General features: G+C 64.0%; 12 protein-coding genes. 9 read left to right on the top strand and 3 right to left on the bottom strand.

Annotated features, from left to right (window positions below; genetic code table 11):
- Positions 1-122: 122 nt before the first annotated feature.
- Positions 123-743 (bottom strand): TonB family protein, encoded by a 621-nt coding sequence (locus VGE08_RS04140; protein WP_331066596.1) that lies wholly within the window; start codon positions 741-743, stop codon positions 123-125.
- Positions 744-994: 251 nt separating this feature from the next.
- On the opposite strand from VGE08_RS04140, the gene VGE08_RS04145 reads away from it, so the two are divergent.
- Both VGE08_RS04145 and VGE08_RS04150 read left to right on the top strand, forming a co-directional pair.
- Entirely contained in the window at positions 995-3178 is a 2184-nt protein-coding gene (locus VGE08_RS04145) for a TonB-dependent siderophore receptor (protein WP_331066597.1), read from the top strand.
- An 83-nt stretch (positions 3179-3261) separates the two neighbouring features.
- Positions 3262-3960 carry a Fe2+-dependent dioxygenase gene (locus tag VGE08_RS04150; RefSeq protein WP_331066598.1) on the top strand — a complete coding sequence of 233 codons (699 nt, stop codon included), beginning with the start codon at positions 3262-3264 and terminating at the stop codon, positions 3958-3960.
- Here the strand turns inward: VGE08_RS04150 and murU are convergent.
- Both murU and VGE08_RS04160 read right to left on the bottom strand, forming a co-directional pair.
- Positions 3924-4619, bottom strand: coding sequence for an N-acetylmuramate alpha-1-phosphate uridylyltransferase MurU (gene murU / locus VGE08_RS04155; RefSeq protein WP_331066599.1), 696 nt, complete (start codon positions 4617-4619; stop codon positions 3924-3926). The two genes, VGE08_RS04150 and murU, sit on opposite strands and share 37 nt — an antisense overlap.
- Before the next feature lie 9 nt (positions 4620-4628).
- Positions 4629-5687: an aminoglycoside phosphotransferase family protein gene (locus tag VGE08_RS04160; protein WP_331066600.1), complete on the bottom strand. Its 1059-nt coding sequence runs from the start codon at positions 5685-5687 to the stop codon at positions 4629-4631.
- A 93-nt stretch (positions 5688-5780) separates the two neighbouring features.
- Between VGE08_RS04160 and VGE08_RS04165 the strand changes: the two genes are divergently transcribed.
- The 7 genes from VGE08_RS04165 to VGE08_RS04195 all read left to right on the top strand — a co-directional run bounded on the left by VGE08_RS04165 (position 5781) and on the right by VGE08_RS04195 (position 13423).
- Positions 5781-8174: an LPS-assembly protein LptD gene (locus tag VGE08_RS04165; RefSeq protein ID WP_331066601.1), complete on the top strand. Its 2394-nt coding sequence runs from the start codon at positions 5781-5783 to the stop codon at positions 8172-8174.
- 87 nt (positions 8175-8261) lie between these two features.
- On the top strand, positions 8262-9593 hold the full coding sequence (locus VGE08_RS04170; RefSeq protein WP_331066602.1) for a peptidylprolyl isomerase: 1332 nt from the start codon (positions 8262-8264) through the stop codon (positions 9591-9593).
- Positions 9590-10657 carry a 4-hydroxythreonine-4-phosphate dehydrogenase PdxA gene (pdxA, locus tag VGE08_RS04175; RefSeq protein WP_331066603.1) on the top strand — a complete coding sequence of 356 codons (1068 nt, stop codon included), beginning with the start codon at positions 9590-9592 and terminating at the stop codon, positions 10655-10657. The genes VGE08_RS04170 and pdxA overlap by 4 nt, the downstream gene beginning before the upstream one ends.
- Entirely contained in the window at positions 10614-11396 is a 783-nt protein-coding gene (rsmA, locus tag VGE08_RS04180; protein ID WP_331066604.1) for a 16S rRNA (adenine(1518)-N(6)/adenine(1519)-N(6))-dimethyltransferase RsmA, read from the top strand. Before pdxA ends, rsmA begins: the two co-directional genes overlap by 44 nt.
- Positions 11397-11494: 98 nt before the next feature.
- Positions 11495-11926, top strand: coding sequence for a universal stress protein (locus VGE08_RS04185; protein ID WP_331066605.1), 432 nt, complete (start codon positions 11495-11497; stop codon positions 11924-11926).
- Between the two features lie 180 nt (positions 11927-12106).
- Positions 12107-12556, top strand: coding sequence for a Co2+/Mg2+ efflux protein ApaG (gene apaG / locus VGE08_RS04190; RefSeq protein WP_331066606.1), 450 nt, complete (start codon positions 12107-12109; stop codon positions 12554-12556).
- A gap of 21 nt (positions 12557-12577) precedes the next feature.
- Positions 12578-13423, top strand: a complete 846-nt coding sequence (locus tag VGE08_RS04195; protein ID WP_331066607.1) for a symmetrical bis(5'-nucleosyl)-tetraphosphatase — start codon at positions 12578-12580, stop codon at positions 13421-13423.
- Positions 13424-13439 lie beyond the last annotated feature (16 nt).

The following is a 13439-nucleotide window of genomic DNA, read 5'->3' on the forward strand; positions in this document are numbered from 1 at the left end:
CGTCCTGCTCTCCTCGGCACATCAGGCAACGGTCGCCGTAGTCGATTGTTCCACTCGATGATGAACGAGGCACCCGTCGCTGGCGGGGGCAGTAAGTCTGTGACAGCGGCGAGGAGAAATAGTTACGCCGAACCCCGATTTAATGCGAATTCGATGGGTATCAGTACCAGGGCGCGGCGCGGCTCGCCGTCTTCGACATAGGGCCGGAAGGCGGCACGCAAGACTGCATCGCGCGCGGCGTCGTCCAGGCGTGCATGCCCGCTGGACGTTTCTATTTCGATGCTGCTGGCCGAGCCGCGTTCATCGATGACGACTCGCAGGACCACCAGGCCCTGCTCTCGCAGCCGGCGTGACTGCGGCGGATATCGAGGCGCAGGCTCGCGGACATATTCAACCGTCGAAACCAGCTTCGGTGTACTTCGGTCCGCAGATTGCGCAGCCGGCGGCGGGGGCTGCAAGGGAACCGTAATGGCGCGCGGAGACCGTGGCGCCTCATTGGGAATGTCGATCTGAGGCAGGTCGGGAATCTGCACCAATCGTTGCGGCGTTACCACGGCGACCTGTGGCAACGGGCGTTGAGGCGCAGGTTCAGGCGGCGAAACAAACGTCACCAGCAGCGGCACTTGCGCAACAGCCTGCTTCAGCTCCGGTACGACGTTGAGCGCCGCGTACACTCCCGCCACGTGCACGGCGGCGATGGCGGCGGCGATCACCAGTCGTCGCGAATGATCTTCTGCGAACACGGCAACCTCTCTCGCCCGATCTCATGCGGTCGTCCACCGACCCCGGCCAACCCGAGCCAGCCTCGACAACCCAAGGCAACAGCACTGACGACATGATGCCTCGAAGAACACCCGGTTGCAAATGAGAAGCTTTCTCACCTAAAGTCGCATTCCACAAGAAGGACCAATGCAGCCAGCCAACACGCCATCACGGATGGGTCGTGTCGCCAGCCAGACGTCATCGCCGTTCCTAACGAGGGAGACTTCTCGCCATGCGCGATTCGATACTCGCATCCAGACGGGGCCGCTGCTCCACGCTCGCCGCGACCATTTTCACTGTCCTGCAGACGGCAGCGCCGGCATTGCAGGCTGCCGATGACGAGCCACAAGCGCTTCCGAAGATCTCGGTGGGTGCCGAGGAAGAATCGCTCAAGGCCGACGTTGCCTCCTCGCCGAAATTCACCCAACCCCTGCTCGACACGCCGCAGACCGTCCAGGTAATTCCTCAGGCGGTGATCCGCGACCGCGCGGCGACCACCTTACGCGACGTGTTGCGCAACTCTCCAGGCATCACGTTTCAAGCGGGCGAAGGCGGCGGCGGCCTGCCCGGCGATCAGAACTTTTCCATGCGCGGCACCAGTGCGCGCAACAGCCTGTTCGTCGACGGCGTGCGCGACACCGGTCCGTACACACGTGATTCGTTCAACTTGGAGCAGGTCGAAGTCATCAAGGGGCCGACCGGCACCCTGGGTGGCCGCAGCACCACCACCGGCGCCATCAACCAGGTGACCAAGGCGCCGCATCAGGGAAACTCGCAGGACTATTCGCTCGGTGTCGGCAGCGACGATTACAAGCGCCTCACCAGCGACATCAACCTGGGGCTCGGCGACAGCATGGCGTTCCGGCTGAACGCCATGTATCACGACGCCGAAGTCGCCAATCGCGACGTGGTGGAAAACCAGCGCTGGGGGATTGCGCCCTCGTTCGCGCTCGGTCTCGGCACGGCCACGCGCTTCACCGCCAGCGCGCTCTACGTCGATGAAGACAATATTCCGGACTACGGTCTGCCGTGGGGCCCCTACACTGCCAACGGCGTGTCCTACCCCACCGGCGCGTATGAAGCGACGCCGCCGGTCGATCAAAGCATCTTCTATGGTCTGAAGAACTACGACTACGAAGACATCGAGACCAAGAGCGGCACGCTGCAGCTCGAACACGATTTCAGCAGCGCCATCACCGCGCGCAACGTGTTGCGCTATCTGGATAGCGAACGCTCGTCGGCCATCACGGCGCCGCGTCCGCCGAATCGGCAGCTGCAGCGGCGTGACATGGAAATGGAGAACATCACCAACCTCACCGATGTGACCCTCGAGCTCGCCACCGGCGCGATTCGACATAGCGTCGTGACCGGCTTGGAACTGACGCGCGAGACCACCAACAGCCGCAACAGCTCGCAGTCCACCAACCAGCCGCCGCTCACGGATTTCTTCAGGCCCGATCCGAACGAGCGGCCACGCGGCCCGATGCCCGCCAACAGCGGCGATCCGTCGCAGACCGAGATCAAGAACGTCGCGCTCTATGTCGTCGACACCATCAAGCTCACCGATCAGTGGGCGATCACCGCCGGCGTGCGCCGGGATGCCGTCGATGTGGACTACCGGCTGCGCGATCTGGACACGGGCGTCGTGACGAACTTGTCGCGCTCGGACGAAGAGATCACCTACCAGGCCGCGGTGACCTTCAAGCCGGTCGAAGAGGGCACGCTGTATGTCGCCTACGGCACCGGCTTCGATCCCACGGTCGATGCCGGCAGCGCCGGCGCCGGCTTGAGCAACAATCCGGCGCAAGCTAACAACGTCAATCTGCCGCCTGAGGAGAGCAACAACCTCGAAGCCGGCGTGAAGTGGGAACTGCTCGATCGCCGCCTCGCGTTGAACGGCGCGGTATTCCGCACCGAGAAGACCAACCTGCGCACGCGCAATCTCAACAGCGACCCGTTCATTCTCGACGGCGAGCAGCGCATTCAAGGCGTGGAATTCTCAGCCACGGGCGCGATCAGCGACGCGTGGTCGGTGTTCGCAGGCGTGAGCTTCCTGGACACCGAATACAAGTTCTCGGCCAACGTGCTCGATCAAGCCCAGGAACTGCCGCTGGTCCCCGAAGTGTCGGCCAATGCCTGGACGACCTATATCCTGCCGTTCGGACTGACCGTCGGCCTGGGCGTGCAATACATCGACGACATGGTCCGCTCGCGCAACGCGACGTTGGGTGAATTGGTGGTCGATGGCGCTGTGCTGGTCGACCTGATGGCGAGCTACACCGTGAACGACGCGGTGTCGCTGCGTCTCAACGTTCTCAACGTGGGCGATGAAGAGTACGTGGACCGGTTCGGCGGCGGTCACTATGTGCCCGGCGCAGGCCGCACCGCGCAGCTCACGGCGTTCCTCAGCTTCTAAGTCGATCGCGAGCTGCCGGCGCTTGTGCCGGCAGCTCGCATGGGCCCGCTCCCAGCAACCTTCTTTGTAACCCTCTTGCAGCCATGTTGCTCCACATTCCCAATGTGCTGACCGCCGAGCAGGTCGCCGAATGCCGCCGCCAGCTCGATGCCGCCGATTGGATCGACGGCCGCGTCACTGCCGGACATCAATCCGCCAAGGCCAAGGACAATGCCCAGTTGCCCGAGGACTCTCCTGTCGCGCGGCAACTGGGGCAGATGATCGTTGCCGTGCTGGAACGCAATCCGCTGTTCGCCGCCGGCGCGCTACCGCTGAAGATCTTCCCGCCGCTGTTCAATCGCTACGCTGGCGGACAATCCTTCGGCAATCACGTCGACAACGCGATCCGGCAGGTGCGCGGCTCGCAAGGCGAGCCAACCCAACAATGGGTGCGCACCGATCTGTCGGCCACGTTGTTCCTCACCGGGCCGGACGAATATGACGGCGGCGAGCTGATGATCGACGATACGTATGGCTCGCACAGCGTGAAGCTGCCGGCGGGCGATCTGGTGCTCTACCCTTCCACCAGCCTGCATCGAGTGCAGCCGGTGACGCGTGGCGCGCGCGTGGCCTCGTTCTTCTGGATTCAGAGCATGGTGCGTGACGACGGGCAGCGCACGTTACTGTTCGATCTCGATCTGGCCATCCAGCACCTCGGTGCCGATGCGGCCGGTCATCCGGCGCTGGTGCAGCTCACCGGCGTTTATCACAACCTGCTGCGGCGCTGGGCCGACGCTTCCTGATCGAGCCGCCGCAGCTGTTCGGGCGTGCCGACGTTGTGCCACACGCCGCGATACAACTCGCCGCTGACCCTGTCCTTGCGAATCCAGTCGAACATCAGCGGCGCCAGCGGAAACCTGCCAGGCTGGCAGCCGGCGAAGAACTCCGGCCGGAACACGCCGATGTTGGCATACGTGTAACGCTCGCCACTGTCGACCAGGCGGGCGCCGGCAAGCCCGAAATCGCCCTTGGTGTGAAAGTCGGGATTGGGCACGAGCACGAAATGCGCCACGTCGTGCGGCGCCAATTTGTTCACACTGTCCGCGAGCGGATACTCGGTCCAGATATCGCCACTGACCACGATGAACGGCTCGGCGCCACTACCGCCGGTGAGTAACGGCAGCGCCTTGAACACGCCGCCGCCGGTTTCCAACGCAGCATCGCCTTCGTCGCTGTAGTGAAGGCGCACGCCGAGCTGCGAGCCATTGCCCAATGCCGCAACGATCCGTGCTCCCAGCCAGGCAAGATTGATGACGATGTCGCTCACGCCGGCCTTCGCCAGCGCCTCGATGTGATACTGGATCAGCGGCTTGCCGGCGATTGGCAACAGCGGCTTGGGCGTGTGGTCGGTCAAGGGGCGCATGCGTTCGCCGCGCCCCGCCGCGAGGATCATCGCGCGCATCGTTTGTTCCTATACCTTGGCCATCGCCGGGACGATGCGCTGCTCGATGAAGGCCGTGAGGAACTCCAGGTCGCGATAGTTCTTGGTGACCTGGCGCACGTAGCTCAAGGTCCGCGGCAGATCCTTCAAATACCCGGGCTTGCCGTCCCGATGATAGAGGCGCGCGAAGATGCCGAGCACCTTCAGCTGCCGCTGCACACCCATGAGATCGAACCAGCGCTGGAATTGCGCGGCATTGGCCCCAACGTCCACGCCGCTGCGCTGGGCGCTGCCACGAAATTGTTTGATCCAGGCGCGCACGCGTTCCAGCGGCCACGCCACATACGAATCCCGCAACAGCGACACCAGGTCATAGGTCACGGGGCCGAGCACCGCATCCTGAAAATCCAGAATGCCGGGATTGGGCCCTTGCCCGCCCGGCGTCTTGCTGGTGCTGTCGGTGACCATGAGATTGCGGGAGTGGTAGTCACGATGAACGAACACGCGCGGCTGCGACAGAGCTTCGGCCACCAGCGTGTCGAACGTATTCGCCACGCCCACTACTTCATCTTCGCTCAATTCCAGGCCCAGATGCTTTTTGCAGAACCATTCGGGGAACAGTCCCATCTCCCGGCGCAGCAGCGCCTCGTCATAGGGCGGCAACTCCCTGGCGAGCTTGCCAGCCCGCGCTTGAATGGCGACCAATGCCTCGATGGCGTCGCGATACAGGCGCTCGGCGTCACCGCCCTCTTCCAGCTCGGCGAGATAGGTGCGCGAGCCCAGGTCCGTGTTCAGCAAGAAGCCCTGCACTTCATCCCGATGCAACACCTTCGGTGCATTGACGCCCACCTCGGCCAGCATCGCTGCGACGTGGATGTATGGGCCCATGTCCTCCTTGCCGGGCGGCGCATCCATTGCAATCCAGGTCTGTCCCTGGCGCGAAACACGGAAATAGCGGCGGAAGCTGGCATCGGCGGAGGCTGGAGCGATGGTGAAATCGCGCGCGCCGAACAGACCGGCGAGCCATTGCTCGAGCTGCTCGAGGCGCAGGTCACGGACCGGATGACCGTCGTGTGAAGGTGATGACACGCGAATCGCGCTCCCAGAATCAGAACGGGTGGGCCAATTGTGGACGTAAATAGACGGCCAGCGGCAAACGACGCTCATTATAATCGCCCCCCGATGCACCGAACTGCGACACCTCCAACACCCCTCCGAATTACCATTCGAGCCACCCTCGGAGTCGCCGTCGGCGTCGCGCTGGCCGCCTCGCTCGCGATGCCGAGCCATGCGGCCGAGAAGCAGAGCGAGACCGAGACCGGGCAGTTACCGAAGTGCCCGGCACCCAACACCGAAGCCACCGCCAGCGCGCACCGCGCCCCCAGGCAAGCCATCGAGTTGCCGCAAGAGATCGAATTCGAAGCCGACGGCGTCGAAGGCACACGCGATGGCGAGCTGAAGCTCACCGGCCATGTCGAGATCCGCCAGGGCGAGCGGCGCATCCAGACCCGCGATGCCACCTACAACCCGCAAGACGAAAGCTTCAGGGTCAATCAGGGCGTCGAGTACAGCGATGGCGCCGTCACGGTGCGCGGCGCGGGCGCGCACATCGATCGCGCAGGCGGCGCTGTGTTCGAGGGCGCCGAGTTCGAGCTGACCGATCGTAATGGGCGTGGTTCGGCCGATCGTATCCGGGCGACTACCGAGGGCACATTGTCGTTAGACAGGGTGCGTTACACCACCTGCCCGCTCGGCAACGAAGACTGGATGCTCACCGCATCGGATATCGACATCAACCAGGGCGCCGGGCTCGGCATTGGCCGCGGCGTGCGCCTGGACTTCAAGGGTGTGCCGCTGCTGTACACGCCGTTCATTTCCTTTCCGGTGGGCAACCAGCGCAAGTCGGGATTCCTGTTTCCGACCATCGGCACGTCCTCGCGCAGCGGCTATTCGCTCTCGGTGCCCTGGTATTGGAACATCGCGCCCAACTACGACGCGACGTTCACGCCCACCTACTACAGCAAGCGTGGCACCAAGCTCGACACCGAGTTTCGCTATCTCAACTCCGCCGGCGCAGGCGAGCTCAACGTTCAATATCTGCCCGACGACCGCGAATTCGGCGCCGAACGCAGCCTGGTCCATTTCCTCGATCAATCCGATTTCACGCAGCGCCTGCGCCTGAACATTGACGCCGCCAACGCCAGCGACGACGAATGGTTCGAGGACTTCGGCATGGGGCCCGAAGGCACCAGCGTCACTTATCTGAACCGTTCCGCCAGCCTCACGTATCTAGACGATCGCTGGCTGGCCATCCTGCGCGCCCAGAATTTCCAGACCATCGACTTCCCGACCGACAACCGCTTGCCGATCGCACCGGCGGACCGACCGTACACCATGCTGCCGCAGCTGGCGGTGCGCGCCAACTTTCCCGACCAGCCCTTCGGGCTCACCTATGCCCTGGACCTGGAAGTCGCCAGCTTCGACCACAACGTCACAGGTCTGGCCACGGGCTGGCGCAGCGACTTTGCACCGCAGATCCGCATGCCGCTGCGTGGCGCGGGCGTGTACATCGAGCCAGCGGCGAGTTGGCGCTACACGCGCTACAAGCTGAGCGATGTCGGGCGGAACGATGGTAACGACGATGAAGACACCTTCTCGCGCTCGGCGCCCATCCTGAGCGTCGACGGCGGCATGGTGTTCGAGCGCCTGTTCGGCGCGCGCCAGCAGCGCCTGAACACCATCGAGCCGCGCTTCATGTATTTGTATGTTCCCTATCGCAACCAGGACGATCTGCCGGTGTTCGACACCAACCCGGCCGATCTGAACCTGGTGCAACTGTTCCGCACCAATCGTTATGTCGGCGCCGACCGGCTGGGCGACGCCAACCAGGTGGCCATCGGCTTGACCTCGCGCTGGCTCGATGCGGACACGGGCGAACAATACATCGCGGCCACCGTGGGCCAGGCCTACTACTTCGATCGGCCGCGCGTGACGCTGCCTGGCGAGACGCCTGAAGACCCCGAGACTTCCGACATCATCGCCGAGCTCGATCTGCGGGCGTACGGCAATTGGAACATCAGCGGCGGCATTCAATGGGACCCCAGCGAGACGCGTTCGGAGCGCGGCCAGATCCAGCTGCAATACCAGCCGCGCTACGACCAGGTCATGAACCTGGGCTATCGATTCCGGCGCGATCGGCTGGAGCAGGTGGATGCCTCGGTGGCCTGGCCGATCAGCCGGGACTGGAGCGTCTATGCACGCATGGTGTACTCGCTCGAGGACGATGCCATCGACGACACCGCCCCCATCGATCCCACGCAACCCTCCGAGGGGACCGTGCCGCGGCGGGACGAGAAGGGCGTGATCGACCAGTTCGCCGGTCTGGAATATCGCTCCTGCTGCTGGCGTTTCCGTGTCGTGGCCCGCCGTTACGTCAGCGACCGCACCGGCGACCTGGACACCAGCCTGATGCTGCAGCTTGAACTAAACGGCCTGTCCAATGTCGGAACCGGCGCCAATACTTTTCTGGAGCAGTCGATTCGGGGATACTCGCTCCGCCCTCCCGAGGATGAATGAGGCCCGGCTCGCCCATGCGGCGGTGGCCCGGCCCCGGGCGACAACAGCTCCGGCAACGAGACCGGCCCGCGACACAACTGGTAACCCATGAAACTGCTCCGCCCTATTTTCGATGCGATCCGTGGCAGCCTCGTTGGCGTGGTCCTGCTGGCGGTGGCCGGCGGCGCGCTGGCTCAGACACGCGAGCTGTCCAGCAACGGCGTATTGCTCGATCGCATCGCCGCCATCGTCAATGACGGCGTGGTACTGAACTCCCAGCTCGAAGAGCAGACCGAAGAGATCACCCACCGGCTGCGTCAGCAAAATACCGAGCTGCCGCCGCGCAATGTCTTGCGCCAACAGATCCTCGAACGCCTGGTGATCGAGGAGATCCAGATGCAGCGGGCCAACAAGCTCGGCATTCAGGTTTCCGACGAAATGCTGAACGGCGCGCTCGACGACGTGGCCAGGCGCAACAACATCAGCTTTGCGGATCTGCCGCAGGCCCTGGCGCAGCAAGGCATCGACTACCGCACATTCCGCGACGAAATTCGCCGGCAGATGACGTTGCAGCTGCTGCGCCAGCGCGACGTGATCGCCCGCATCAACGTGTCGCCGCGCGAGCTCGAGCAATTCCTGGCCCGGCAGCAGAACACGCCCGACCGCAATGCCGAGTACAACGTGTCGCACATCCTGATCTCGGTGCCGGTGAGCGCCTCGCCGGAGCAGATCGAAGCCCGCGAGAAACGCGCTCGCGACGTGTTCGAGAAGGCCAGCAGCGGCGAAGATTTCGCGCAGCTCGCGGTAACCTATTCGGACAGCAGCACCAACATCGAAGGCGGCTCGCTCGGCTGGCGCCGCGGCTCGCAGCTGCCGTCCATCCTCGCCGAAAACATCGCCAAGATGAAGCCGGGCCAGACGTCCGAGCCCATCCGCACGCCCAGCGGCTTTCATTTGTTCCGTTTGAACGAAGTGCGCGGCGGCGTGCAGCAGTCGGTGGTGTCGCAGGTCCATGCGCGTCACATCCTGCTGCGAACCAACGAGCTGGAAGATGACCAGACCGTCGAGCAGAAGCTGAACGACATTCGCCGGCGCGTGCTGGAAGGTGGCGAAGATTTCGCCGCGATCGCCGCGGTCACCTCGCAGGACCCGGGCTCGGCCGCCGACGGCGGCGACCTCGGCTGGGCCGGTCCCGGCAGCTTCGTGCCGGAGTTCGAGAAACAGATCGACGCGTTGAGCGAGAACGAAATCTCCAAGCCGTTCAAGACCCAGTTCGGCTGGCACATCGTGCAGCTGCTCGGCCGCCGTCAGCACGATTCGACCGAGGACCTGCGCCGTCAGCGCGCCTTCGCCGAATTGCGTGAAGCCAAGGCGGAAGAAGAAACGGAACTGTGGCTGCGGCGCCTGCGCGACGAAGCCTTCGTGGAATACAGGATGTGACCGCCGGAGCCCTGCGGCAGACCGGTTTGAGCAATCCGAAGACACCGCGGCTCGTCGTTACCTCGGGCGAGCCTGCCGGCATCGGCCCGGATCTGTGTCTCGCCATCGCCGCGCGCGAATGGCCTTGTGACGTCGTCGTTGCAGGCGACATCGAGTTGCTGCGAGAACGTGCCCAGCAGCTGCATCTGAGCATTCGTTTGCTCCCCTACGTCAGCAGCACCGTCGTGCCAATCCATCAGCCAGGCACATTGCGCGTGCTGCACGTTCCTACCGCTGTACGTGTGCGGCCCGGAACACTGGACGTTGCCAATGCGCGCTACGTGTTGAACCTGCTCGACGCCGCCGCCCAGGGATGTCTGAGTGGCGAGTTCGATGCGATGGTCACGGCGCCCGTACAAAAGAGCGTCATCAACGACGCCGGCGTACCGTTTTCCGGACACACCGAATATCTCGCCGAACATACCGGCGGCGCCCACCCGGTGATGATGCTCGCCACCGATACGCTGCGCGTCGCGCTGGCCACCACGCATCTTCCTTTGCGGGAAGTCAGCACCGCAATCACCGATGAGCTGCTGACCCGCGTGATCCGCATCATCAATAAGGATCTGCACACTCGGTTCGGCATCCCGACGCCACGCATCCTGGTGTGCGGTTTGAATCCGCATGCGGGCGAATCGGGTCACCTCGGCCGCGAAGAAATCGAGGTGATTGCGCCGGTGCTGGAGCGTTTGCGCCAGGAAGGTTTGCAATTGGTGGGACCCGCGCCTGCCGACACGGCCTTCACTCCCCACATGCTGCAGCAGGCCGATGCCGTGCTCGCGATGTTTCATGACCAGGGCCTGCCCGTCATCAAGTTCGCGGGCTTCGGCGAGGTGGTGAACATCACGCTGGGCCTGCCCATCGTGCGCACTTCCGTCGATCACGGCACCGCGCTGTCACTGGCCGGTACCGGCAAGGCCGACGCGAGCAGCCTGGTCAAATCCATGCAAGTGGCCATACAGATGGCGCTGCGAACGACTCATGCACCGACCCCGCAAGCGATTCGGCCAGCATTTCCTGCATGACCCGGGGGTGATCGGGCGGATCGTCGCCGCGATCGCACCACAGTCGCAGGATCGAATGGTCGAGATCGGGCCGGGCCTGGGCGCGCTCACGCTGCCATTGCTGGAACGGCTCGATGAATTGCACGCCGTCGAGATCGACCGCGACGCCATCGCGCACCTGCGCGAGGTCACCCTGAACGACCCGCGCCTGCACATCCACTCGGCCGACGTCCTGACGTTCTCTTTCGCACATATATATGAGCAGGGCGGCGGCCGGCCGCTGCGGCTGGTCGGCAACCTGCCCTACAACATTTCCACGCCGCTGCTGTTTCACCTGATCGAGCAGCGCCAGTACATCCTCGACATGCATTTCATGCTGCAAAAAGAGGTGATCGACCGCATGGCGGCGGCGCCGGGCTCGGAGCACTACGGCCGGCTGACCGTGATGCTGGCGCCGTGGGTGCGGGTCGAGCCGCTGTTCGATATCGGACCGGGCGCCTTCCGGCCGCCGCCGAAGGTGATCTCGACCGTGGCCCGGCTGACGCCACACGCAACGCCCCTGGACGTTGGCGATGCTCGACAGTTCACCGCGGTGGTGGCGGCAGCCTTTTCCCAACGGCGCAAGACACTGCGAAATGCGCTGAAACCCTTGCTCGACGCCGAGGACATTGCCGCCGCCGGCATCGATCCGGGCCTGCGTGCCGAGGTTCTGTCGCCACCGCAATTCGTCGCGCTGGGCCGGCGACTGGCCTCCAAGTGACCCCCCAAAAGTGAGCTCGGGCTACGCGCCGGGTCCACAACCGCGGCGGCCGGCCTATAATCGATCCGCATCCTTTGATGCTGGCCTGGGGGACGGCGATGCGCGACTACAAGAACATTCTGTTGGTGGTCGATCTTTCCGAGGACAGCCGGATCATCGGCGAGCGCGCCAAGGCCATCGCCGCCTGCTATCAATCCGAGATCACGCTGTTGCACGTCGTGGAGTACGTGCCGGTGGAGCCCATGGGCGAGGCGCTGTTGCCATCGGTGCAGATCGAAGGCGAGCTGGTCGAGCGCGCCAAGCAGCGGCTGAAGGAGCTGGCAGATACCTTGTCGCTGTCGAACAGCCGGCAGCTGGTTGAAACCGGTGGGATCAAGGCCGAGATCATCCGTGCCGCACAGCGCTTGAAGAGCGATCTCATCGTCCTCGGCAGCCGCGAGCGGCATGGCCTCGCCATCCTGCTCAACTTCACCGAGGACACCATCCTGCACGCGGCGCCTTGCGACGTGCTCGCCGTCCGGCTGCATTAGCCGCCGGCCGAAGCGACATTCCCCCGTCTGCATGCAAGTCGGCATGCATGTCGGCATGGGAGTCGACATAAGACTCGAAAGCGCGCGCCGCTGCGCCGTGCAGCGTTTTACCGGCATGATCCAGTCGCCAGACTCGCGGAGCGGTCTGCTAGAATCGTTGCGCACCAGCCAGTATCGGATATGACAGATACCACGTCTCCCAAAGGTCGCACCTCCACCCCGGTCCCTCCGGTCCGCGATGCCGAGCCTGCGTCCGATCCGCTCCACAAGATCCGCGTCGACGTGAGCGCCAACTATGTCGGCGAGCAGTCGAAGCCGGACGAGGGGCACTATGCCTTTTCCTACACCATCACCATTCGCAACGAAGGCCAGGTGCCAGCGCGCCTGCTGACCCGCCATTGGGTAATCACCGACGCGAACGGCAAGGTGAAAGAAGTGCGTGGTGAAGGCGTGGTCGGCGAGCAGCCGTATCTGCTACCGGGCCAGGGCTTCCGCTACTCCAGCGGCGCGGTCCTCGAAACACCCGTGGGCGCCATGCAGGGCAGCTATCAAATGCTGGCCGATGACGGCTCGCACTTCGACGCGCCGATCGCCCCCTTCACCTTGGCGATGCCAGGGCTGCTGCACTGAGTTGGACACGGCCGTTGCCCCATGGCCGTCTATGCGATAGGTGACATTCAGGGCTGCGATGAGGAATTTGCGCAGCTGCTGAGCCAGCTCGGCTTCTCCCCTTCTCGCGACACGCTGTGGCTGGTCGGCGACCTGGTCAATCGCGGCCCGCGCTCGCTCGAAGTGTTACGTCGTGTGAAAGCGCTGGGCGATGCCGCCATCTGCGTGCTCGGCAATCACGATCTGCATCTGCTGGCGCTGGTGTTGTCACCGAGCGAACCCATCAAATCCAAGGACACCCTCCAGGCCATCCTCAGCGCTGCGGATCGCGACGAGCTGATTCACTGGCTGCGGCACCGGCCCATGCTCCATCACGATGCCGCGCTCGGCTACACCATGATCCATGCCGGATTGCCGCCGCAATGGGACCTGGCGATGGCGCAAGCGTGCGCAAGCGAGCTAGAAGAAACATTGCGCGACGACCAGCGTTGCCGCAACTTGCTTGCTCACATGTATGGCGACAAGCCGGATCGCTGGTCGGATGATCTGCGCGGCACCGATCGTCTGCGTTTCATCACCAATTGCCTCACGCGCCTGCGCTTCTGCCGGGCCGACGGCAGGCTCGATCTCAAATTCAAAGGCCAGGTGCAGGACGCGCCCGGGGATCTCATGCCTTGGTTCAAAGTGCCGGAGCGCCGCTCACGCGACATGCGCATCGTCTGCGGCCATTGGTCGGCTCTCGGGTACTACGACAATGATGGCGTGCTCGCCATCGACACGGGTTGCGTATGGGGAGGAAAACTGTGCGCTGTGCGGCTCGACCAACCCGCCGCAGCGCCAGTATTCGTGCCCTGCTCTTCTTCCGGACTCAGCATCGGCAGCGAATGATTTCGCAGGGAATGAC

Source organism: Steroidobacter sp. (genome assembly GCF_036406195.1).
Lineage (GTDB): Bacteria > Pseudomonadota > Gammaproteobacteria > Steroidobacterales > Steroidobacteraceae > Steroidobacter.